Below are 20,575 nucleotides of genomic sequence, written 5' to 3'. Positions count from 1 at the left end.
ACGGCAAACCTGCGCTATCGCTTCAGCGAATCCATATCCCCAACATCCGTTGTTCCCTTATTGCGGTAGAGCGCAATCAAAATTGCGATGCCGACGGCCGCTTCGGCTGCGGCAACGGTAATGTTGAACAGTGAGAAAATTTGACCGGTCAAACTTGGCTGAGCCCCGAACTTGGAGAATGCGACCAAATTCAAGTTGACCGCATTAAGCATCAGCTCGATGGACAGCAAGACGATGACGGCATTTTTCTTGGACAACGCTCCGTAAAGCCCGATGCAAAACAAGATGGCCGCAAGCGTTAAATAAGGGGTGGCTAAGCCGCTGGCTCCCATGCTTAATCCTCCTCCCTCTTCGCCACGATGATCGCACCGATGAAGGCTACCGTCAGCAGCAGCGACATCAATTCAAACGGCAGAACGTGAAGGTTAAAGAGCAGCTTCCCGATTTCCATCGTATTGTCTTCCACCTTCGGGAACTCGCCGGTCGGCAGCTCCGTCCGTTGGATGACGTAGAAGATGATCCCGAACAACCCCGCAGCCCCGATGAACAACAGCCCGTTATGCCAAGGGCGCTTCGGCTCCTCTTCTTCGTTGTGGTGCTTGGTCATCATAATTCCGAAGATCATCAAAATCGAGATGGCCCCGGCGTAGATAAGAATTTGGACCACGGCCACAAATTCCGCCTGCAGCACGACGTACAAGCCGGCCAAGCTAACGAAGGTTAACGCGAGCGCCAATACCATGTGCACCACTTTCGTGTAGCTGAGCATGAAGATCGCTCCGCCGATGGCCAGCAGCGCACACACGAAGAACACCAGGTTTTCACCGCTGGATAAAAAAGTCACGACGTTGGATAGCATTTACTTCGCACCGCCCTTCGGCATCGCGGAGTTATTTTCTTTACGTATGTTCGAATTGTTATCGTTCAACCACTCCAGGTTTTTGAACAAATCGTCGCGGCTGTATGTGCTCAGCTCGAAGTTGTTCGTCATGACGATCGCTTCCGTCGGACAAACCTCGGTACACAGATCGCACAGGATGCAAATTTCAAAATTAATATCGTAGGTGTCGATGACCTTGCCTTTTTTCTCGGGGTCGGGATTCGGTTTACCTACCAGATTGATGCACTCGGTCGGACAAATGCGCGCACATTGATTGCAGACGATACATTTCTCCGGATCGAAGTGCTGGATGCCTCGAAACCGGTCCGGCATTTCGAGCGGGACGTCCGGATAGGCGTACGTGATTTTCTTCTGCGTCAAGCTCTTCAACGTTACGCCCAGGCCTTTTACAATGCCTTTCATTTCACATTCACCCTTTCGTCAATCAATACGGCAGCCGGTTTCGTCACATCGCAATCGCCATGTAAATTGCCGTCACAAAAATGTTCAGCAGCGCCAGCGGCAGCAGCACCCGCCATCCGAGACCCATCAGTTGATCCACCCGAACCCGCGGCAGCGTGCCCCGGATCCAGATGAGTACGAATACGATGAGTGAAAACTTCAGCAAGAACCAGACGATTCCCGGAATAAAATCGAGGAACGTGAACGGCGCATGCCATCCGCCCAGAAAGAGCGTCGTCGTCAGTCCGGAAATCGCAAACACATATACATACTCCGCCAGCATGAAAAAGGCGAACCGGAACCCGCTGTACTCAACATGGTAACCCGCAACAAGCTCAGATTCGGCCTCAGGCAAGTCAAAAGGCGTCCTGTTTAACTCGGAGACGGCTGCCACAACGAATACGGCGAACCCGACAATTTGCGGCAGGAAGTTCCAATGCCAGAAGCCGCCGGCTTGGCCTTCTACGATTCGATTCAAGTTCATGCTGCCGGTCATCATGATCACGCCGACGACGGAGATGACGAGCGGAATTTCGTAGCTGATCATCTGCGCGGCGGAACGCATGCCGCCAAGCAGCGCATATTTGTTGTTCGACGCCCAGCCCCCAAGCACGATGCCGATCGTGGAGATTCCCGACAGCGCCACGTAATACAGGACGCCGACGTTGAGATCGCTGCTGATCAGGGTGCTCGAATAAGGGATGACTGCCGTGACGACAAAGGCCGGAATAAACGTAATGATCGGCGCAAGGATGAACAACTCGCGGTCGGCCTTCCTCGGAATCGTGTCCTCTTTAATCAACAGCTTGAACACGTCCGCCACCGTTTGCAACAGACCGAGCGGGCCCGTACGGTTCGGTCCGATCCGCAGCTGCATCCATCCGAGGATTTTGCGTTCAAAGTAGATGGCGTAGGTCACGAAGCCGAGAATGACGAGAAGCAGCACGACGACCCATGCAAAGAAAATGGCCGCGTTCGTCCATGTTAAAGGCTGCTGCAATAAATCCGGCATTAACAATCGACCTCCCCGACGACGATATCAATGCCTCCGAGGATCGTAATCAAATTCGTCATCGTTTCCCCGACAAGCAGCTTAGGCAAAATTTGCAGATTGACAAACGACGGTCTGCGGAATTTTAAGCGGTATGGCTTATCTTTGCCCTTGGAAATAATGTAACAGCCGATCTCGCCGCGGGGCGATTCGATCGCCGAGTAAATTTCCCCTTCGGCCGGACGCAGGACACGAGGCACTTTGCCCATGATCTCACCGTCCTCCGGAAATTGCTCGACCGCCTGTTCCAAAATGCGGAGCGACTGGACGACTTCCTCCATTCGCAGGTTATAACGATCGAAGCAATCGCCGTTGGTCGATACCGGTATGTCGAACTCGAAGCGATCATAGATGCTGTAAGGCTGATCCTTCCGTAAGTCCCACTTCACCCCGGTGCAGCGCAAATTCGCGCCGCTTAGCCCGTAAGCGATCGCCGTCTCGGCATCATACTTGCCGACTCCTTTAATCCGGGCCAAGAAAATCTCGTTCCCGGTCACGAGATTATGATACTCATTCAGTTTATCACGCATATAGGGAATGAATTCCCGCACCTTCTGAATCCAGCCTTCCGGTGCATCCCATTTCACTCCGCCTACGCGCATATAGTTATAGGTTAAGCGGGCGCCGCAAAGCTCGTTAAATAGGTTGATGATAATTTCCCGATCGCGGAACGCGTACAGGAAAGGGCTCATGGCCCCGATATCGAGCAAGTACGTTCCCCACCAGACCAAATGGCTGGCGATACGCTGAAGCTCCATCACAATCAGCCTTAGAAACTCGGCGCGCTCCGGGATTTCAAGCCCCATCAATCGCTCCACCGCATTGACGAGTACATAATTGTTCGTCATGGCGGAAACGTAATCCATTCGGTCGGTGTAAGGAATGATTTGCGTATACGTCAGGTTCTCGGCCAGCTTCTCCGTACCACGGTGCAAATAGCCCATGACCGGAATCGCTTCCGTAATCATCTCGCCGTCCAGCTTGACGATAATTCGGAAAACGCCGTGCGTACTCGGATGCTGAGGCCCAACATTCAATAAAATTTCTTCGGTTCTAATGGCCAAGCTTCATTACACCTCCGGGTCGAGCGGCTCATAATCTTTTCGCAGCGGATAGCCAACCCAGTCGTCGGCCATCATGATACGTCGCAGGTCGGGATGACCCGGGAAATCGATTCCGAATAAATCGTAGGCTTCGCGCTCATTCCAATTCGCCGTCGGCCAAACGGGTGTCACGGACGGAATCGATGGCGTCTCCCGATTCGTCTTGATCTTCACGCAGTACTCCCGCTTCGTTTCCAGCGAGATCAGATGATACGCTACTTCCATATGAGTTTCCATATCAACGCCGGACAGGTTGCGCAAATAATTTAATTTTAATTCCATATGATTTTTCAACAGATGCGCGGCTTCCGGCCAAACCTCGCCTTTGAGCACCACATAAGGGAGATGACCGCCCTTTTCATTAATGAAAGCTTCCTCGACCACTTCACCGAAATTCTCTTTCAGGATCGCTACGAAACGATCGAGCAGCGGCTGATTCGGCGACGGTTCTTTGGGAGCATCCGGAGCCGCTGCTTCCGTCTTAGCCGCCCGTTCGCGGGCTCTAGCCGCTCTAGCCTCCGCAGCCGCCTTAGCCTTGGCTTCCTTCTCCTCATCCGTCGGGGCTGCCTTCTCCGCCTCCGGGGCGTCCCCTGCTTCGGCAGCTTTGGCCGCCCGTTCAGCCGCTCTAGCGGCTCTGGCTTCTGCAGCCGCTTTGATCTTCGCCTCTTTATCCGCATCGGTCGAGGCCGCCTTCTCCGCCTCGGCTTGTTCCGCTGCAGGTGGATTCGCACCCGCGTACCCGCCCGGCGGCTCGCCCGCTCCGCCCGTTTTGGTGATTTCGGCGCCCTCTACCTTTTGCGGTTCACCGCTCATACCGGTGCCGGCTGCTTCGGGTCGATCGCGCTTTTGGTCCTCACTCATCGATTGGTCACCTGCTTACCGGTTTTCGCCTCATAGCGTATTTTCTCCTGCAGCTTGTTGATCCCGTAGATCAGCGCGGCCGGATTCGGCGGACAGCCAGGGATATAGACGTCTACCGGAACGATCTGGTCGACGCCCTTTACCACAGCATACGATTTGACGTACGGACCGCCCGCCGTCGCACAGGAACCCATCGCGATCACCCATTTCGGCTCAGGCATTTGCTCGTATAACCGGCGCAGCAGCGGCGCCATCTTCTTCGTTACCGTACCGGCAACGATCATCACATCCGATTGCCGCGGAGACGTCCGGAAAATAACGCCGAATCGGTCCAAATCATAATGCGAGCCGCCTGTGCCCATCATCTCTATCGCACAACAGGCGAGCCCAAAGGTAAGCGGCCACAGCGAGTTGCTTCTCGCCCAGCCCTTGACCTGTTCCAAAGTGGTCATGAACACCGTGCGTTCCATTTCTTGACGCTCTTCCGGAGTAATTTTTTCTAAATTGAAGTCCATTGCAGCACCTTCTTCTTCCAGGCGTAAAGTAAACCTATGATGAGCAGCGCAACGAATATACACATCTCCACAAGCGCAAACAAGCCTAATTGCTTATATGCAACGGCCCAAGGATAAAGAAATGCAGTTTCCACATCAAAAATGACGAACATCAGAGCAAACAAATAGTAGCGGATGTTAAAGCGAACTTGCCCTTCTCCTACCGGTTCGTTACCGCTTTCATACGTTGTGTATTTTTCTTCAACCGGCTTGTGCGGCCTTAATAATCGACCAATTGTAAGCGCTGCAATCGGAAGCAACACGCCTAAGAAGAGAAAAATCGCTACGACCACGTAATTGTTCATGTACATCGTGAACGAACCGCCTCCCTATGTATCATTATGCCCTTATCCGGCTCTGCGGAAACCCGGCGTCGAACTTCCGCGCTACAGCCGATGACGACTGTCTTCTCATCGCAAGGGCTTCGATCAAAAGCTTTCTTATTATTTCCACAAAAATTGTTAATATGTGCCTTTCCAATTATATCAAATGGCTTTTGGGGTGTCTAACATTTTTGAGCAATTCCAACGGTTCTCAAACCGTTTAGACACACAACATATGTTATTCCCGCAATCTAAGATTCGTTATAAAAAAATGCGAAGCCTTCGTTTCTTACACACCGGGTAGTATTCCATCATCCCTATTTTCGGATTAAAGTGAAAAAGCGAGGGAACTGTCGTTCCCCCGCTTAGCTCACATTTTTATTTTTTTCCGGAAACGTCCAGCCGGTTAACAGCTCGCTGTAAAGCCAGCTCGGCGCGTTTGAAATCGAGATTTTCTTGCTTGGCGTCTTTCAAACGCTTCTCGGCGCGTTCCTTAGCGGCTTTCGCCCGGTCGACGTCGATTTGTCCCGGCAGCTCGGCGCTTTCCGCCAGTATAACCACCTTATCCTTGCGCACTTCCATAAAACCGCCGTTCACCGCGAGGATTTCGTCTTTCGACCCTTGCTTCTTTACGGTAATCGGTGCGATTTTGAGCGGAGTGACCAGCGGAATGTGATTCGGCAGAATACCAAGCTCTCCTTCGACTCCCTTTACGATAATCATGTTCACCTCTTCGGCGTACACTTTACGCTCAGGAGTTACGATTTCCAGCAGGAATGTGCTCACTTGGATTCCCCTCCTAAGGGTTTTCGTCAGAAAACCGCTTCGTAAGCAATAACTAAGGACATTCGGCAGAATGTCACCTCGTAAGCCTCATGTATACCTATGCCCGCCCCCAGACGGGAGTGGGCATAGGCACGATGTTTCAATTACAGTGTTTTTGCTTTTTCGACCGCGTCTTCGATCGTACCGACGTTATGGAACGCCGGCTCCGGAAGATGGTCGTATTGGCCGTCCAAGATTGCACGGAAGCTGCGGATCGTGTCTTTAACCGGAACGTATAAGCCCGGGATCCCGTTAAACGCCTCGGCCACGTGAAGCGGCTGAGACAAGAACAGGCGCAAGCGACGAGCGCGGTGTACGACCAATTTGTCCTCATCGGACAACTCGTCCATACCCAAGATCGCGATGATATCGAGAAGCTCTTTATAGCGCTGCAAAATTTGTTTTACGCCTTGCGATACCGCGTAGTGCTCTTCGCCAAGAATTTCCGGCGTCAAGATACGGGAAGAAGAAGCCAGCGGGTCAACGGCTGGGAAAATACCCGCTGCCGCGATGCTGCGCTCCAAGTTCGTCGTTGCATCCAAGTGGGCAAATGCCGTTGCCGGAGCCGGGTCGGTATAGTCGTCCGCCGGAACGTAGATCGCTTGGATGGAAGTAACAGAACCTTTTTTGGTCGAGGTGATCCGCTCTTGCAATTGACCCATCTCGGTTGCCAGCGTCGGCTGGTAACCTACCGCGGATGGCATACGGCCCAGCAAGGCCGAAACCTCGGAACCCGCTTGAGTAAAGCGGAAGATGTTGTCGATAAACAGAAGAACGTCACGGCCTTCCTCGTCACGGAAGTACTCCGCCATGGTCAAGCCGGACAAGGCTACGCGAAGACGCGCACCCGGCGGCTCGTTCATTTGGCCGAATACCATCGCCGTTTTCGAAATAACGCCGGATTCCTTCATCTCGTGGTAAAGGTCATTACCTTCACGAGTTCTCTCGCCTACGCCGGCGAATACGGAGATACCGCCGTGCTCTTGCGCGATGTTATGAATCAACTCTTGCATCGTTACGGTTTTACCTACACCGGCACCACCGAAGAGACCGATTTTACCACCCTTGGCATAAGGAGCCATCAGGTCGATAACTTTAATCCCCGTTTCCAGGATTTCGGCTTTCGTCGACAAATTGTCGAATGCAGGAGCCGATTTGTGGATCGGGCTCGTCAGTGTACGGTCTACGGTAGCATTTCCGTCGATCGGCTCACCCAGTACATTAAACACGCGGCCGAGCGTAGCCGGCCCTACAGGTACGGAAATCGCAGCGCCGGTATCGACAGCTTCCGCACCGCGAACCAATCCGTCCGTGGAAGACATCGCAACGCAGCGAACCATGTTGTCGCCAAGGTGAACAGCCGCTTCAACCGTCAGGCTAATGTCTTGCCCGCCGTTGTCTTGCGCTTTTGTTTCAATTCGAATTGCATTAAGAATCTCAGGGAGGTGCCCACGCTCGAACTCGATGTCGACGACCGGCCCTGTGATATTCACAACGCGCCCCTTGCTCATGTTTTCCCTCCTCCAGGTTTTTGCTGTAAGCAAAAACCGCATCGTAAGCATTAACTCTGTTTTGCCTCAGCAAAACGACTTCGTAAGCATTTCTTGAACCTATTTCAAGCTTTGCCCAGCAAAGCCTTCGTCTTATTTACACCGCTTAACTGCTTGCGTTCGCGCCTGCGACGATCTCGGAAATCTCCTGCGTGATCGAAGCTTGACGCGCCCGGTTGTAAGCAAGCGTGTACGTGCTGATCATCTTCGTTGCGTTTTTGGTCGCGCTGTTCATAGCCGACATCCGCGCACCGAACTCACTTGCTTTTCCTTCCAGAACCGCACTGTAAATAAGCGTTTCAGCATACTTAGGAAGCAGAACTTCCAGTACGCCTTCCGGCGACGGTTCATACTCGTAACTGGCCGTCGCCGTTCCGGACACGTCATCCAAAGGCAGGAGACGCTTAATCGTCGGAATTTGGGTCATTGCGTTCTTGAACTGGTTATACACCAGGAACAACTGGTCGTATTCACCCTGCTCGAATTTCGCAACGGCTGCGTACGCGATCGACTTAATGTCCGCGAAGCTCGGCAAATCCGGAACTCCGGTGACTTCATCCGTGATCGGCATATTCCGTTTCTTGAAGAAGTCGCGACCTTTACGGCCGATGACGAAAATGGTGTATTCGTCCGTCGACTTGTGGTTCTCGCGAATTTCGGAGGCCACTTTACGCAATACGTTCGCATTATAACCACCGGCAAGCCCGCGGTCCGATGTGATGACCAGATAGCCGGTCTTTTTCACTTCACGGGTTTGCAGCATCGGGTGCTTCACACCCTTGGTGCCTGCAGCGATGCTTCCGACCACTTCCTTCAGCTTATCCGCGTAAGGTCGTGCGGATTCGGCCGATTGCTGCGCTCTTCTCAAGTTCGCAGCCGCCACCATTTCCATCGCCCGGGTGATTTGCTTCGTATTTTGTGTGGATTTGATTTGACGCTTAATCTCGCGCATTCCTTTTGCCATACTTGCTCACCTCTCTTTCGAGGCCCTTCCCGGCGAGGAAGAGGCACCTGGCGTTGTCGCCTTGGATGGTCATTCACCGGGAGGAGAAGCCTGCTGTAGAAAAGATTGATTCCAAGCTTGCCGTACTATCGTTTATGCCGAAGGAGCAAATCCTTTTTTGAATTGTTGGATCGCTTCCGACAATGCTTTTTCATTATCCGCAGTCAAGTCTTTCGTGTCGCGGATGCTGTTCAAAATTTCCGCACGGCTGGAATCGAGGAAAGAAAGGAATTCTTCTTCGAAACGACGTACGTCTTGAACCGGAATATCGTCCAGGTGGCCTTTAACAACCGTGTACAAGGACGCTACTTGTCTTTCGAGCGTCAACGGTTGGTTTACGCCTTGTTTCAAAATTTCCAGCGTACGAACACCACGGTTCAAGCGAGTTTGCGTCGCTTTATCGAGGTCCGATCCGAACTGAGCGAACGCCGCGAGCTCACGGTATTGAGCCAAGTCGACACGGAGTGTACCGGCAACTTTTTTCATCGCTTTCGTTTGAGCGGAACCCCCTACCCGGGAAACCGAGATACCGACGTTAACCGCCGGACGTTGGCCGGAGTAGAACAAGTCGGACTCAAGGAAGATCTGTCCGTCCGTGATCGAGATCACGTTCGTCGGAATGTAAGCGGAGACGTCGCCCGCTTGCGTTTCGATGAACGGCAGCGCGGTCAAGGAACCTCCGCCCAGCTCGTCGCTCAATTTCGCAGCGCGCTCCAGCAAACGGGAGTGCAAGTAGAACACGTCGCCCGGATATGCTTCCCGGCCCGGAGGACGGCGAAGCAGCAAGGACAGCTCACGGTAGGCAGCCGCTTGTTTAGTCAAGTCGTCGTATACGATCAGGACGTGCTCGCCTTTGTACATGAAGTATTCACCCATCGCGCAGCCCGCATAAGGAGCAAGCCACAGCATCGGGGATGGCTCGGAAGCCGAAGCCGTAACGACGATCGTGTAATCGAGAGCGCCTGCTTTACGCAATTGCTCGACAACGCCGACAACCGTCGATTGTTTTTGACCGATAGCAACGTAGATACATTTCACGCCGTTGCCTTTTTGGTTGATGATCGTATCGATCGCGATCGACGTTTTACCGGTTTGACGGTCCCCGATGATCAACTCGCGCTGACCGCGGCCGACAGGAATCATCGCGTCGATAGCTTTAATACCGGTTTGCATAGGCTCATGAACCGATTTACGGGCCATAACGCCTGGTGCCGGAGATTCAACCGGACGGAAAGTCGTCGTTTCGATTGGACCTCTGCCGTCAACCGGTTGACCAAGTGCGTTCACGACGCGGCCGAGAAGCGCCTCGCCTACCGGAACCTCCATGATCCTGCCGGTACGTTTCACCGGATCGCCTTCACGGATATCCGTGTAAGGTCCGAGAATAACGATACCGACGTTGCTTTCCTCAAGGTTAAAGGCATAGCCCAGAACCCCGTTGGAAAACTCGAGCAGCTCACCTGCCATGACGTTCTCCAAGCCGTGTGCGCGGGCGATACCGTCACCGACCTGAATGACTGTACCAACGTCAACGACTTGAATTTCCGATTTATAGTTCTCAATCTGTTGTTTAATCAATGTGCTGATTTCTTCAGGTTTGATACTCAACGATCCTCACCCCTATCTACAGTGCTTGAGATTGATTCAAGGTTCTTTCCAAACGCTTGAGCTTGCCGGACAAGCTGCCGTCGTACAGACGGTCGCCGACGCGGATTTGAAGGCCGCCTAGCAAGCTTTTATCAATAACCGATTCCACGCGGATTTGTTTGCTTGTCAATGTGGAAAATGTGCTGGCTACTTGCTGAAGTTCCTGCTCGGATAAAGCAACCGGCGTATAAACGATCGCGCGCGCTTGTCCCAGCGATTCATTCGCAATGGCCGAATAATAATCGACCAAGGCTTCGAGCAGCTCCTCACGGCCTTTGTCGACAAGAAGCATAAGCGTGTTCAAAACCGTCTCCGACAATTGAGCGCCGAATACTTGTTGAAGGATCTCGTTCTTGGCCGAAGCGGCAAGCCCCGGATGAACGATCAGCTTGTAGAAGTCTTCATTGCTGCGCAGAGCCGAAACAACAGCCTGCAGCTCTTCTTCAATTGGACTGATGCGATTTTGGTCGCGGGCGATTTCGAACAAGGCCTTTGCATACCTTTTGGCTACAACAGTATCCTTGCTCATTGCTTGCCCCCTACTTCTTTCAGATAGTGTTCAACCAGCTCTTCTTGCGATTTCTCATCGATTTGCTTCTCAATAATTTTGGAAGCGATGAGAACGGACATCGCGCTGACTTCATTTCTCAAAGAAGCAACAGCTTTATTTTTCTCCGTCTCGATATCACGGACAGCCTCTTCTTTCAAACGAACCGCTTCCTCTTTCGCTTGATCGATAATGTCCTGACTTTGTTTATTGCTCATCGCGCGGGCTTGCTCCAGAATAGTCTGGGCTTCCTTACGCACGTTCTGCATAGCTTCTTTTTGCTCCGCAAGCAAGCTTTCGGCCGCTTTGCGGTCTTGCTCCGTTTTCGAAATTTGCTCAGCGACGATGCGTCTGCGCTCTTCCATAATCCCGAACAAAGGTCCGAAGGCGTACTTATTGAGGAGCCAGTAGAGCACCACAAATGCTATGATCGCAAACACGAACGATTCCCAATGCCAACTCATCTATGCCACTCCTTTCAGTCATTTTAGGCAAAACGAAGGCGTGGATGGCTCAGGCCTTCCGCGCCAAACCTAATCGTCATGGAATTAAGCACCGAAGAAGATCAGGAATCCGAGTACGACGCCGATGATCGGAACAACCTCTACGATACCGACCCCGATAAACATCGTTGTTTGCAACGTACCGCGCAATTCAGGCTGACGGGAGATCCCTTCAACTGTTTTGCTTACGATCATACCGTTACCGATACCTGCGCCAAGTGCACCCAAACCGATTGCTAATGCTGCTGCCAAAAATTCCATTTTAAAATCCTCCTCAATAATTTTGTTTTTATAGTTTCATGCTAGTGGCTATCGTGACTCTCGTCGTGAACGGTAGCCTGCGAAATGTAAACCATGGTGAGAATAGTGAACAGGAACGCTTGAATGGCTCCGACGAAAATACTGAAGCCTTGCCATGCCATCAAGAGCGGCGTTCCGGCAATACCTGCCATCAAAATCGTGGCAATCAACACCTCGCCCGCAAAAATGTTCGCGTACAAACGCAAACCGAGCGTAAGGGGCTTGGAAATCTCTTTGATAACGTTAAGCGGGAAGAAGAACCAGAACGGCTCGAAATAGTGTTTCAGGTAATGCTTGGTGTTCTGTTTCAATCCCAAATAATGAATCAGGAAGAACACGATGATCGCCAAGCCGAAGGTAACGGAGACATCCGCTGTAGGTGACTTCCACCAAGCCAGTTCGTATCCGTGCCCGCCATGCGCATTATGAATCATTTCCTCTGTAATGATCGGATAGCCTAGAAAAGATAATGGCTCCGTATAAGAGAAAACAAGACCGAACGGCAGTCCAAGCAGGTTGGATACAAATATGAACATAATGATCGTCATCCCAAGCGCAACGTAAGGCTTCACTCGGTTTAAAGGCATCGTGCTCGCTATAATGCCATGCACGAATTCAATGACCCATTCCATGAAATTTTGCATTTTGGACGGATTTGTTACGGATAAATTTCTCACAGACAAACGCGCCAAGATGAACACAATCAAGCAGGAGACGATAATCCCCAGAAACGTGGAGAGGTCGATATTTAACCCGCCAATTTGCCACACCGGAAAATGATGCATCTGATATTTTCCTCCTTTCCAAGAATTTCATGATTATTTTTTAATAAAAAGATAACCCATCAGGAGTGTTGCCAATTGGACCGAAAATAATCCAGCGATGGTGAATACGAGATTGAACTGCGGGTATTTCACGGCGATCATGACGGCCAGAAGAGCTACGCACATCCGGGAAAGCGTCCCGAGGTTCACGCGCTTTCTTCCTTCCTGCTCGGTGAGCTTGGACAACGTTTCGATCTTCAGGATCAGCAGCCAGGCGTTAGTCAGGCTGGCCAATGTTCCGAGGATGAATCCGGAAGCGTACGTCCGGTACGCAGGCAAAAAGGCCCAGACAAGCAGCAGGGCGGAAATCATGAATAAGGCGATGCGGGCGATTACTTTCAACTGGTCCTTCATGTCTCTACGGCTTATCCTCCAGAAACTTTTTCACAACCAGTATGGACGTCAGGATTCCAACCGCGAACCCGACCAGCACCCCGCCGATAACCCAAGCTTTCAGACTGCCTAGATGTGTTCCGGTCCAGCTCCCAACCCAATAACCGGCTGCCGTACAAAAAACAACATCAACTCCCAGAGCGCTGACGAGCGCAGCGGCACGCCATGGATTGTCATTGGAATTTTGCCGTTTCATAACCCTTCCTTTTGGACGTGCGCCGGAAAAGACTCCTGCCTGCGGCCGTCCCATAGGATTGCAACCGTTCACACAGCTACACACTGAGCCGGTTGGTCGATCGACTCGTAACTCTAACCCAAATCCTAGTTTATTTTATCTAAGTAAAGTGATCTTTGTCAATTGGACAAGTTTGCTTATCATCTATGACATAAATCACAAAAAGCCCGATAGAACAAGGGTTTTCGGCATTTCAAACCAAACAGTGCAACTGTATGCTGTATCGTTTGTCATCAGATTGTCACGGTTGGAAAGTTTGCGGCCTTTCAGAGCGCTGTCCGAAGTGATATAAAATCGCTTCGACGATGCGTCCGGACGCTTTGCCGTCGCCATACGGATTCGCTGAACGGCTCATGCGATCGTACAGGTCCGCATTGCTCAGCAGTGCTTTAGTCCGTTCGTACACGTTCGTCTCATCCGTACCGACCAGCTCGAGCGTCCCCGCCTCAATGCCCTCCGGACGCTCGGTCGTCTCCCGCAGCACAAGGACAGGCACGCCGAAAGAAGGCGCTTCTTCCTGTAAGCCGCCGGAGTCCGTCAAGATCAGATGCGCGTGCGGATAAAAATTGTGGAACTCGAACACGTCGAGCGGTTCAATCAGTTTGATCCGGTCATGACCGCTGAGCAGCTCGTAGGCCGGTTCCTTCACGGCCGGGCTCGGATGCACCGGATATACGATCGCGATGTCGTCGAACTCGTCGGCGATGCGCCTTATTGCGCGGAACACCTGACGGTGCGGCTCTCCCTGCGATTCCCGGCGATGCGCCGTCATCAGTACAAGACGCTTGCCGGCCGCCCAATCGAGCACAGGATGCGCAAATTGTTCCCGCACCGTGTATTGGAACACGTCCGTCACCGTGTTTCCGGTAATATGAATCCGATCCTCCGGCTTGTTCTCCTTCCGCAAGTTGCCCGCAGACCAGCCGGTCGGCGCAAAGTGCAGATCGGCCAGCACGCCGGTCAACTGCCGGTTCATTTCCTCCGGATAAGGAGACAGCTTGTTCCAGGTACGCAGACCTGCTTCCACGTGGCCGACTTGAATTTGATGCAGGAACGCCGCATAACTCGCAAGGAAGGTGGTCAGCGTATCGCCGTGAACGAGAATCATATCGGGCTTCTCTTGCTTGAACACCGGATCAAGCCCTTGCAGCACCCGGATTGTAATCTCGTTCAATGTCTGACGATCCTTCATGACATCCAGATCGTAGTTCGGTTTAATATTGAAAATGTCGAGCACCTGGTCAAGCATTTGCCGATGCTGCGCTGTTACGCAAACAAGCGACTCGATCTGCTCCGAATGCTTCTCCAGCTCCTTCACCAGCGGAGCCATCTTAATCGCTTCGGGTCTAGTCCCGAAAATCGTAATGATTTTCGTCTTTTTCATGGATACGGCTTCCCCTTTCCCCACCGAAAATTATTTCGTGCCGAATAAACGGTCCCCGGCATCCCCTAAACCGGGCACGATATACCCGTGATCATTCAAATAATCGTCAATGGCCGCCACATAGAGGTCGACATCGGGATGCGCTTGCTGCACGGCTTGAACGCCCTCCGGCGCGGCAATCAGGCACATCAGCTTTATCTGGGTGCAGCCCCGGTTCTTGAGCGCCGTCAGCGCCGCATTAGCCGATCCCCCCGTAGCGAGCATCGGGTCGATCACGATAAGCTCCCGCTCCTGAACGTCGGTCGGCAGCTTCGCGTAATATTCGACCGGCTCGAGTGTATCCGGGTCGCGATACAAACCGATATGCCCGACTTTCGCAGCCGGCACAAGCTTCAGGATGCCATCCACCATGCCGAGTCCGGCACGCAGGATAGGAATCAATCCCAGCATCCGCCCGGAGATGACACGGCCCTCTGCCGTAGTCACTGGCGTACGCACCTCAACCTTTTCAAGCGGAATATCTCTCGTTATCTCATAAGCCATCAAAGTCGCCACTTCGTCTACAAGCTCTCGAAAATCTTTCGTCGTTGTGTTCTCATCCCGAATATACGTTAATTTGTGCTGAATGAGCGGATGATCGCAAACGAATACTTTTCCCATGCCTAAGCTTCCCCCTAAAACGCTAAAAATGCGCGACAAACCGCTTTTTATAAGCTTTTTTCGCCAAATCTCGTCTATTATACCACAAGTGCATGAACTTATCCCAACTGTCGTAAAAAATATACATTTGCCCCGAATTTGATCCACGTGGAACAGTTGTACGTGTTGGTTTGCCCGCTTGACGACAGCTTCCCGAATAGGCAGTATTATGACATACCACCCAAGTATTAGGAAGCAGGTGTCCCTATGGAATTATTGAAAAAGATCGGCTTGTCCGATTTGGAATCCCGCTGCTATTTGACGCTTCATGAACAATCGAAGCTATCCGGCTATGAAGTGGCGAAACGCGTGTCGGTCTCCCGTACGAACGTGTATGCGGCTTTGCGTTCTTTAATTGACAAAGGGGCATGCCGCATGATCGAAGGGGATCCGGTCCGGTACGACGCCGTACCGATCCAGCAGCTGGTCGGTCATCTGCGGCTGGAGTTCGAGCAAGCGGCAGACAGCTTGGTTCATCAGCTGCGGACTCCGCCGAGAACGGCCCCGTCCTTCTACAATTGGGAAGGCGGAGACGCGCTGGAGCAAGCGGCGCGAAGAATGACGGCCAACGCCCGGGCCTCCGTCATCGTCGAAATCGGGTCCGAAGACTTGCCGCGCCTGGAAGATGCACTCGTCTACGCCGAGAACAAAGGCGTTCGCGTCATCTTGATGTCGTTCGGCGAGGTGAATACCCGCCTGAAGCATGTGCTCGTCCATAGGCGGTTCGATGAGCCTGCATCCGGGCAGCCGCGTAAATTTACCATGTTGTTCGACCATCGGTACGCGCTGCTCGGAAGCTTCGGAGGACCGATGAAGCCGAGTGCGCTTGAGACCGATCACCCCGCCGTCGTTGAAACGCTGACGAACGCCTATCACCACAACGTGCTGATGCTGAGAATCGAGGCCGACTTCGGTCCTCAGCTTGCAGCCAAATACGGCGACAATTATAAGAAGCTGGAGGCCGGTTCGTAAAGAGAGGCGCTGCAAGTGTGCGCATAGTTCCTCTGGTTGCCGGGAGAAGCCGAGAACTACGCCAGAGCAGGCATCCGATTCCCGCTGCGGCATAAATGGCAAAAAATAAAGACCGACGCTCGCGGACAGACGAGAATCGGTCTTTATTGGGCAGGCCGGATAACGGCCCCGTGCGTATTCGCTTAGTAGCTCAAGCCCGGATACAGCGGGAATTGGGCTGTCAAATCCTTCACCATGCCGCGAACTCGGTCGTGTATGGCGGCGTCGGTTGGGTTTTTCAAAGTCAATGCGATAATCTTCGCGATCGTCTTCATCGCTTCTTGATCCATGCCGCGGGAAGTCGCCGCCGGCGTACCGATGCGGATACCGCTGGTGACGAACGGGCTGGTCGGGTCGAACGGAATCGCGTTCTTGTTGCATGTCACGCCGACTTCGTCGAGCAGGTGCTCGGCGTCTTTACCCGAGATGTTCAAGCTGCGCAGGTCGATCAGCATCAAGTGATTGTCCGTACCGCCGGACACGAGGTTGATGCCTTCGGCAAGCAAGCCTTCAGACAACACTTTGGCGTTGTTCACGACGTTCTGCGCGTAAGTCGTGAATTCCGGCTGCAGCGCTTCGCCGAGCGCTACCGCTTTCGACGCGATGACGTGCATCAAAGGACCGCCTTGCGTGCCCGGGAACACAGCCTTATCGATCGCCGCCGCCCACGGCTTGCGGCACAGAATCAAGCCGCCCCGAGGACCGCGGAGCGTCTTGTGCGTCGTCGTCGTCACGAAGTGCGCATGCGGCACCGGATTCGGGTGCAGGCCTGCCGCCACGAGACCGGCAATGTGCGCCATGTCAACCATGAACAGCGCGCCTACATCGTTCGCGATTTGCGCAAGCACTTCAAAGTCGATCGTACGCGGATACGCGCTGGCGCCCGCTACGATCAGACGAGGCTTATGTTTGAACGCCGCTTTGCGGACGTCGTCGTAGTCAATGCGGGAATCTTTCTCCGAAACGCCATACGCCACGAAGTTATACAAAATGCCGGAGGCATTCACCGGGCTGCCGTGCGTCAAGTGACCGCCATGCGCAAGGTTCATGCCGAGAACCGTGTCGCCGGGTTGAAGAGCCGCCAGGTATACGGCCATGTTGGCTTGCGCGCCGGAGTGCGGCTGGACGTTAGCGTGCTCGGCGCCGAACAGCTCTTTCGCGCGGTCGCGGGCGATATCTTCGACGATATCGACGTACTCGCAGCCGCCGTAGTACCGCTTGTTCGGGTAGCCTTCCGCATATTTGTTCGTCAATACGGTACCCATCGCTTCCAGCACCGCTTGGCTCACGAAGTTCTCGGAAGCGATCAGCTCGATTTTATCGCGCTGACGGCCGAGCTCCAGATTCATTGCTTCGACGATTTTCGGATCTTGTTTACGTAAAAAGTCCATGATAAGGTTCCTCCCGTTGATGTCAGGTATAAATTCAGAGTCGTTTCTCAACTTTATTCGCAGGTTTCATTCGCAGGCTGCTGCATATCCGCCGCATACACCGCTCTGGCGCCCCCGATCAGCTTCGGACGGGTGAACGCCGCCTGCACGAACGCTTCGCCGATCCGCCGCACCGACGGCTTGAACGGAACCGCCACCCGCTTCAGGTGCATCCCGATCAACGTCCCGCCGATATCGACGCCCGCGTGCGCCTGCACCGTCTCGACGACCACGGCAGACCGTAAATGCCGATAAGCATAAGCAGCCATCGACCCGCCGGCTTTCGGCACCGGCACGACGCTTACCTGCTCGAAGCCGTACCGCTCCATCGCCTCGCGCTCCAAGACGAGCGCCCGGTTCAAATGCTCGCAGCACTGATACACCGGGTAAAACCCGGCGTCCGCCCGCACGGCTTCCACCGCCTCGTACAACTGTCGGGCCACCGCTTCGCTCCCCGACGTTCCGATATGCCGTCCGAGCACCTCGCTCGTGCTTGTCCCGATAACCAAGAGCCGTCCGGGCTCGAGGTGTCCTGCCGCGGCAAGCTCGCGCAGGATCGTCTCCGCTTGCGAGCGGACCATCGTCAGATCCGGAGCAACCGCGGAAGCATCTTGTCCGATATTGGGAATGTTCATGTCGCGCCCCTCTCTCCGGTTACGGATGCAGCGCGTATTTATCTTCAAGCGCCTTCACTTTGCCGACGCGGTTCTTATGACGTTCTCCATTGGAAAATTCGGTTTCCAGCCAAATTTTCACAATCTCTAGGGCAACCCCCGGGCCGATCACGCGTTCGCCCATTGCTAACACGTTGGAATCGTTATGCTCCCGCGTCGCTTTCGCCGAGAACAAATCATGTACAAGCGCACAGCGGATGCCGGGCACCTTATTCGCCGCAATGGTCATCCCAATGCCGGTGCCGCAGATCAGAATCCCTCTGTCCGCTTTCCCCGACACCACGTCGTCGCAGACCGGAATCGCATAATCGGGATAATCGACAGAATCGGAACAATCGCAGCCGTAGTCGATGACCTCGTGACCCAATTGTTCAATGAACGGCTTGATCACATCCTTCAACCGATACCCGCCGTGATCCGCACCCATTGCAATTTTCATCTCTCTCGCCCTCCTCGCTATTGTCCATTTCATTATAACTCAAAACGCGACGGCAAAAAAACGAAAAAAGAGCATGACACAACGCGAGATATCCCGCGTGATGCTGCTCTTTGCCCAGGCGACCGGCCGTATATCCCGATGCTCCACCGTGGTTGAATCCACTTGTCGCCAGTTACACCGGGTCTGATGTTGTTACAATTATCATATCCCATTCCGCGATGGCTGTAAAGCCTAACTTGTTACGGCTTCGAATCGTAGAGCGGACCGGCGGTTAGCGGTTCGCCCGCAGCTTCGCCGCCAGCTTGATTAAGCATTCCTCTATCTCTTGGGCTGCGCTCTGATACATCCGAAGCGAGCCGCCATACGGGTCAGCGATATCGTGCGAAGGCACCTCTTGCTGCAGTTCCTCGATACGGCGGCGCTCCTCGTCGGTCACCGGCTCGGACAACGCCTGCTTCAGCTGAACCTCTGTCAGCAGCGTTTCGATTTCCGCGATTTTGACCGCTGCTCCCGCGTCATCCTGCACATATTCTTTCAGCGTATACACCTTATCGACCGCTTCCGGGTACAGCTGGATCGTATGTCTTTTATGGCTGGAGGTCATCGTTAACACCAAATCGGCCCAATCGACCAGCGATTGTGACAGAAGCGTCGATTCCGACGGCCCGCTGCTGCCCTTCATGGAAAGCACGGATGCGGCATGATCGGAGATCGGCGTTCCCGGGTACGCCGACACGCCGGCCGAGCGAACCTCGATGTCGGACAACCCCGCTTCCGCCAATATGCTGCGCATGATCCCCTCCGCCATCGGACTGCGGCACGTATTGCCTGTACATACGAACAAAATCCGGTTCATCTTCTCTCCCCGCTTTCTTCATCCATTATGATAAGAATGGTCCTGCCTTTCTTAGTTTACCTCAAAATCGCCCAATTATGGATAACTAGGCGCTTAGAACAAAAAATGAATGCCAAAGGCGAGCAAGATGACGCCGCCCAGCGCCTCGCCGTATTCGCCTGTCCACTCGCCCACGCGCCGGCCGAGCAGCAATCCGGCGATCGACATGAGACCGCCGGCGGCGCCGAACATCAGCACCGTCATCATCACGTCTCCGGCAAACATCCCCAGCGACACGCCCACGGAGAACGAATCGATGCTAACGCTGAAGGCGAACAGCATCAATCCCCAAAAGTTCCGGTGGTTGTGGCCCCGCGTTTCATTCGACTGCAGCGCGCTGTACACCATATGTGCGCCAAGGAGCACCAGCAGGAGACCGCCGCCTACCGTCGCCACTTTCCCGAGCAGCACGCTCAAGTAACCGCCTGTCCACATGCCGGCCAGCGGCATGACCATATGAAAGAGCGCGGTCACGACACTGATTTTCAATACATCCAGCTTGCGGATGCCTCTCATCCCAATGCCGAGGCCAAGCGATAGCGCATCCAATCCGAGGGCCAGCGCCAGTAAGCCGGTGGACACGAGTTGTCCCCAATACAGCGGTGCTGCCAAATCCATGCCTTCTACCTCCCTGTCCCACTCCTAACCAACCTATGCGGGACAAGGGGGAAACATGTCTTCCTGCAGGAAGCATCATGATCCTTACACTTGTAAAATGCGGCCGCTTGCGGCTTTACGCAGGCGGTTCATGACTGCGGCGCCAATCCCTTCCTCGGGACAAGCCTCCGCCACGATGAACGTGGCGTCCGCCTCGTCGAACGAACGGAGCGCCGCGTACAGCTCCCGCCCGACCGACGCCAGGTCGGAGAGGCGGCCGCACACGGCCGCATGGTCGGCCTGCACGGCATCCGCGTGCTCAGCGAAGACGAGCGCGCCCGTGCGTTCGCCGCGAGCGTGCGCCGCCTCCAGCTCGCGCCGCATG

Annotated in this window: 27 protein-coding genes and 1 riboswitch; of the genes, 1 reads left to right on the top strand and 26 read right to left on the bottom strand. The window is 53.8% G+C overall.

Annotated features, from left to right (window positions below; genetic code table 11):
* Positions 1–14 precede the first annotated feature (14 nt).
* From nuoK to upp, 20 genes are all read right to left on the bottom strand, one after another.
* Positions 15–332 carry an NADH-quinone oxidoreductase subunit NuoK gene (gene nuoK, locus FKP33_RS17880; RefSeq protein WP_054796279.1) on the bottom strand — a complete coding sequence of 106 codons (318 nt, stop codon included), beginning with the start codon at positions 330–332 and terminating at the stop codon, positions 15–17.
* A 2-nt stretch (positions 333–334) separates the two neighbouring features.
* Positions 335–859, bottom strand: a complete 525-nt coding sequence (locus FKP33_RS17875) for an NADH-quinone oxidoreductase subunit J (protein ID WP_127609103.1) — start codon at positions 857–859, stop codon at positions 335–337.
* Positions 860–1,303 (bottom strand): NADH-quinone oxidoreductase subunit NuoI, encoded by a 444-nt coding sequence (gene nuoI / locus FKP33_RS17870; protein ID WP_127609104.1) that lies wholly within the window; start codon positions 1,301–1,303, stop codon positions 860–862.
* Between the two features lie 43 nt (positions 1,304–1,346).
* On the bottom strand, positions 1,347–2,354 hold the full coding sequence (gene nuoH / locus FKP33_RS17865) for an NADH-quinone oxidoreductase subunit NuoH (protein ID WP_054799360.1): 1,008 nt from the start codon (positions 2,352–2,354) through the stop codon (positions 1,347–1,349).
* Entirely contained in the window at positions 2,354–3,457 is a 1,104-nt protein-coding gene (locus tag FKP33_RS17860) for an NADH-quinone oxidoreductase subunit D (RefSeq protein ID WP_127609105.1), read from the bottom strand. Before FKP33_RS17860 ends, nuoH begins: the two co-directional genes overlap by 1 nt.
* A gap of 6 nt (positions 3,458–3,463) precedes the next feature.
* Positions 3,464–4,357: an NADH-quinone oxidoreductase subunit C gene (locus tag FKP33_RS17855; RefSeq protein ID WP_127609106.1), complete on the bottom strand. Its 894-nt coding sequence runs from the start codon at positions 4,355–4,357 to the stop codon at positions 3,464–3,466.
* Entirely contained in the window at positions 4,354–4,872 is a 519-nt protein-coding gene (locus FKP33_RS17850) for a NuoB/complex I 20 kDa subunit family protein (protein ID WP_127609107.1), read from the bottom strand. The genes FKP33_RS17855 and FKP33_RS17850 overlap by 4 nt, the downstream gene beginning before the upstream one ends.
* On the bottom strand, positions 4,857–5,222 hold the full coding sequence (locus tag FKP33_RS17845; RefSeq protein ID WP_127609108.1) for an NADH-quinone oxidoreductase subunit A: 366 nt from the start codon (positions 5,220–5,222) through the stop codon (positions 4,857–4,859). Before FKP33_RS17845 ends, FKP33_RS17850 begins: the two co-directional genes overlap by 16 nt.
* Before the next feature lie 390 nt (positions 5,223–5,612).
* Positions 5,613–6,020 carry a F0F1 ATP synthase subunit epsilon gene (locus tag FKP33_RS17840; protein ID WP_127609109.1) on the bottom strand — a complete coding sequence of 136 codons (408 nt, stop codon included), beginning with the start codon at positions 6,018–6,020 and terminating at the stop codon, positions 5,613–5,615.
* Between the two features lie 143 nt (positions 6,021–6,163).
* Positions 6,164–7,570 carry a F0F1 ATP synthase subunit beta gene (gene atpD, locus FKP33_RS17835; protein ID WP_127609110.1) on the bottom strand — a complete coding sequence of 469 codons (1,407 nt, stop codon included), beginning with the start codon at positions 7,568–7,570 and terminating at the stop codon, positions 6,164–6,166.
* Between the two features lie 145 nt (positions 7,571–7,715).
* Positions 7,716–8,573 (bottom strand): ATP synthase F1 subunit gamma, encoded by an 858-nt coding sequence (atpG, locus tag FKP33_RS17830; RefSeq protein WP_141335935.1) that lies wholly within the window; start codon positions 8,571–8,573, stop codon positions 7,716–7,718.
* A gap of 132 nt (positions 8,574–8,705) precedes the next feature.
* Positions 8,706–10,220, bottom strand: coding sequence for a F0F1 ATP synthase subunit alpha (atpA, locus tag FKP33_RS17825; RefSeq protein ID WP_127609112.1), 1,515 nt, complete (start codon positions 10,218–10,220; stop codon positions 8,706–8,708).
* A 16-nt stretch (positions 10,221–10,236) separates the two neighbouring features.
* Positions 10,237–10,788, bottom strand: a complete 552-nt coding sequence (locus tag FKP33_RS17820; RefSeq protein ID WP_054796276.1) for a F0F1 ATP synthase subunit delta — start codon at positions 10,786–10,788, stop codon at positions 10,237–10,239.
* The gene (atpF, locus tag FKP33_RS17815) at positions 10,785–11,270 is read right to left on the bottom strand and encodes a F0F1 ATP synthase subunit B (RefSeq protein ID WP_127609113.1); all 486 of its coding nucleotides are present in this window, start codon (positions 11,268–11,270) and stop codon (positions 10,785–10,787) included. The genes FKP33_RS17820 and atpF overlap by 4 nt, the downstream gene beginning before the upstream one ends.
* 84 nt (positions 11,271–11,354) lie before the next feature.
* Positions 11,355–11,570: a F0F1 ATP synthase subunit C gene (gene atpE, locus FKP33_RS17810; protein ID WP_054796275.1), complete on the bottom strand. Its 216-nt coding sequence runs from the start codon at positions 11,568–11,570 to the stop codon at positions 11,355–11,357.
* Positions 11,571–11,611: 41 nt separating this feature from the next.
* Entirely contained in the window at positions 11,612–12,394 is a 783-nt protein-coding gene (gene atpB / locus FKP33_RS17805; protein WP_054796274.1) for a F0F1 ATP synthase subunit A, read from the bottom strand.
* A gap of 33 nt (positions 12,395–12,427) precedes the next feature.
* Positions 12,428–12,787: an ATP synthase subunit I gene (locus FKP33_RS17800; RefSeq protein WP_141335934.1), complete on the bottom strand. Its 360-nt coding sequence runs from the start codon at positions 12,785–12,787 to the stop codon at positions 12,428–12,430.
* 4 nt (positions 12,788–12,791) lie between these two features.
* Entirely contained in the window at positions 12,792–13,022 is a 231-nt protein-coding gene (locus tag FKP33_RS17795; RefSeq protein ID WP_127609115.1) for an AtpZ/AtpI family protein, read from the bottom strand.
* A 280-nt stretch (positions 13,023–13,302) separates the two neighbouring features.
* On the bottom strand, positions 13,303–14,445 hold the full coding sequence (gene wecB / locus FKP33_RS17790; protein ID WP_054799355.1) for a non-hydrolyzing UDP-N-acetylglucosamine 2-epimerase: 1,143 nt from the start codon (positions 14,443–14,445) through the stop codon (positions 13,303–13,305).
* Between the two features lie 30 nt (positions 14,446–14,475).
* Positions 14,476–15,105, bottom strand: coding sequence for a uracil phosphoribosyltransferase (upp, locus tag FKP33_RS17785; protein WP_054796272.1), 630 nt, complete (start codon positions 15,103–15,105; stop codon positions 14,476–14,478).
* A gap of 246 nt (positions 15,106–15,351) precedes the next feature.
* On the opposite strand from upp, the gene FKP33_RS17780 reads away from it, so the two are divergent.
* Positions 15,352–16,116, top strand: a complete 765-nt coding sequence (locus FKP33_RS17780) for a TrmB family transcriptional regulator (protein ID WP_141335933.1) — start codon at positions 15,352–15,354, stop codon at positions 16,114–16,116.
* 182 nt (positions 16,117–16,298) lie between these two features.
* Here FKP33_RS17780 and glyA read toward each other — a convergent pair whose 3' ends face one another.
* The 6 genes from glyA to FKP33_RS17750 all read right to left on the bottom strand — a co-directional run.
* Positions 16,299–17,546 carry a serine hydroxymethyltransferase gene (gene glyA, locus FKP33_RS17775; RefSeq protein WP_141335932.1) on the bottom strand — a complete coding sequence of 416 codons (1,248 nt, stop codon included), beginning with the start codon at positions 17,544–17,546 and terminating at the stop codon, positions 16,299–16,301.
* A 53-nt stretch (positions 17,547–17,599) separates the two neighbouring features.
* A complete protein-coding gene (locus tag FKP33_RS17770) occupies positions 17,600–18,220 on the bottom strand; it encodes a TIGR01440 family protein (protein ID WP_054796269.1) in 621 nt (206 codons plus the stop codon).
* Positions 18,221–18,239: 19 nt separating this feature from the next.
* Positions 18,240–18,698: a ribose 5-phosphate isomerase B gene (rpiB, locus tag FKP33_RS17765; RefSeq protein ID WP_054796268.1), complete on the bottom strand. Its 459-nt coding sequence runs from the start codon at positions 18,696–18,698 to the stop codon at positions 18,240–18,242.
* A gap of 105 nt (positions 18,699–18,803) precedes the next feature.
* Positions 18,804–18,884: riboswitch (ZMP/ZTP riboswitch) on the bottom strand.
* Positions 18,885–18,969: 85 nt separating this feature from the next.
* Positions 18,970–19,554 (bottom strand): low molecular weight protein arginine phosphatase, encoded by a 585-nt coding sequence (locus FKP33_RS17760; protein ID WP_054796267.1) that lies wholly within the window; start codon positions 19,552–19,554, stop codon positions 18,970–18,972.
* A gap of 93 nt (positions 19,555–19,647) precedes the next feature.
* On the bottom strand, positions 19,648–20,211 hold the full coding sequence (locus tag FKP33_RS17755; RefSeq protein ID WP_127609117.1) for a manganese efflux pump MntP: 564 nt from the start codon (positions 20,209–20,211) through the stop codon (positions 19,648–19,650).
* Positions 20,212–20,295: 84 nt separating this feature from the next.
* Positions 20,296–20,575: Sua5 family C-terminal domain-containing protein (locus tag FKP33_RS17750; protein ID WP_306439364.1), on the bottom strand; the 280-nt coding region annotated here is incomplete at its 5' end.

This window comes from Paenibacillus sp. tmac-D7 (assembly GCF_006519665.1).
GTDB classification, from domain to species: domain Bacteria; phylum Bacillota; class Bacilli; order Paenibacillales; family NBRC-103111; genus Paenibacillus_G; species Paenibacillus_G validus.
Note: the sequence above shows the minus strand (reverse complement) of the source record. Positions and strands in the feature narration are given on the sequence as shown.

Excerpts from the sequence above, each read along its gene's own strand:
- wecB (WP_054799355.1), bottom strand. The coding sequence starts at position 14,445 with ATGAAAAAGACGAAAATCATTACGATTTTCGGGACTAGACCCGAAGCG.
- FKP33_RS17770 (WP_054796269.1), bottom strand. The coding sequence starts at position 18,220 with ATGAACATTCCCAATATCGGACAAGATGCTTCCGCGGTTGCTCCGGAT.
- upp (WP_054796272.1), bottom strand. The coding sequence starts at position 15,105 with ATGGGAAAAGTATTCGTTTGCGATCATCCGCTCATTCAGCACAAATTA.
- FKP33_RS17800 (WP_141335934.1), bottom strand. The coding sequence starts at position 12,787 with ATGAAGGACCAGTTGAAAGTAATCGCCCGCATCGCCTTATTCATGATT.
- nuoK (WP_054796279.1), bottom strand. The coding sequence starts at position 332 with ATGGGAGCCAGCGGCTTAGCCACCCCTTATTTAACGCTTGCGGCCATC.
- FKP33_RS17755 (WP_127609117.1), bottom strand. The coding sequence starts at position 20,211 with ATGGATTTGGCAGCACCGCTGTATTGGGGACAACTCGTGTCCACCGGC.
- rpiB (WP_054796268.1), bottom strand. The coding sequence starts at position 18,698 with ATGAAAATTGCAATGGGTGCGGATCACGGCGGGTATCGGTTGAAGGAT.
- FKP33_RS17795 (WP_127609115.1), bottom strand. The coding sequence starts at position 13,022 with ATGAAACGGCAAAATTCCAATGACAATCCATGGCGTGCCGCTGCGCTC.
- nuoH (WP_054799360.1), bottom strand. The coding sequence starts at position 2,354 with ATGCCGGATTTATTGCAGCAGCCTTTAACATGGACGAACGCGGCCATT.
- atpB (WP_054796274.1), bottom strand. The coding sequence starts at position 12,394 with ATGCATCATTTTCCGGTGTGGCAAATTGGCGGGTTAAATATCGACCTC.
- FKP33_RS17850 (WP_127609107.1), bottom strand. The coding sequence starts at position 4,872 with ATGGACTTCAATTTAGAAAAAATTACTCCGGAAGAGCGTCAAGAAATG.
- atpF (WP_127609113.1), bottom strand. The coding sequence starts at position 11,270 with ATGAGTTGGCATTGGGAATCGTTCGTGTTTGCGATCATAGCATTTGTG.
- atpE (WP_054796275.1), bottom strand. The coding sequence starts at position 11,570 with ATGGAATTTTTGGCAGCAGCATTAGCAATCGGTTTGGGTGCACTTGGC.
- FKP33_RS17780 (WP_141335933.1), top strand. The coding sequence starts at position 15,352 with ATGGAATTATTGAAAAAGATCGGCTTGTCCGATTTGGAATCCCGCTGC.
- atpD (WP_127609110.1), bottom strand. The coding sequence starts at position 7,570 with ATGAGCAAGGGGCGCGTTGTGAATATCACAGGGCCGGTCGTCGACATC.
- FKP33_RS17820 (WP_054796276.1), bottom strand. The coding sequence starts at position 10,788 with ATGAGCAAGGATACTGTTGTAGCCAAAAGGTATGCAAAGGCCTTGTTC.
- FKP33_RS17760 (WP_054796267.1), bottom strand. The coding sequence starts at position 19,554 with ATGAACCGGATTTTGTTCGTATGTACAGGCAATACGTGCCGCAGTCCG.
- glyA (WP_141335932.1), bottom strand. The coding sequence starts at position 17,546 with ATGGACTTTTTACGTAAACAAGATCCGAAAATCGTCGAAGCAATGAAT.
- FKP33_RS17855 (WP_127609106.1), bottom strand. The coding sequence starts at position 4,357 with ATGAGTGAGGACCAAAAGCGCGATCGACCCGAAGCAGCCGGCACCGGT.
- FKP33_RS17845 (WP_127609108.1), bottom strand. The coding sequence starts at position 5,222 with ATGTACATGAACAATTACGTGGTCGTAGCGATTTTTCTCTTCTTAGGC.
- nuoI (WP_127609104.1), bottom strand. The coding sequence starts at position 1,303 with ATGAAAGGCATTGTAAAAGGCCTGGGCGTAACGTTGAAGAGCTTGACG.
- FKP33_RS17875 (WP_127609103.1), bottom strand. The coding sequence starts at position 859 with ATGCTATCCAACGTCGTGACTTTTTTATCCAGCGGTGAAAACCTGGTG.
- atpG (WP_141335935.1), bottom strand. The coding sequence starts at position 8,573 with ATGGCAAAAGGAATGCGCGAGATTAAGCGTCAAATCAAATCCACACAA.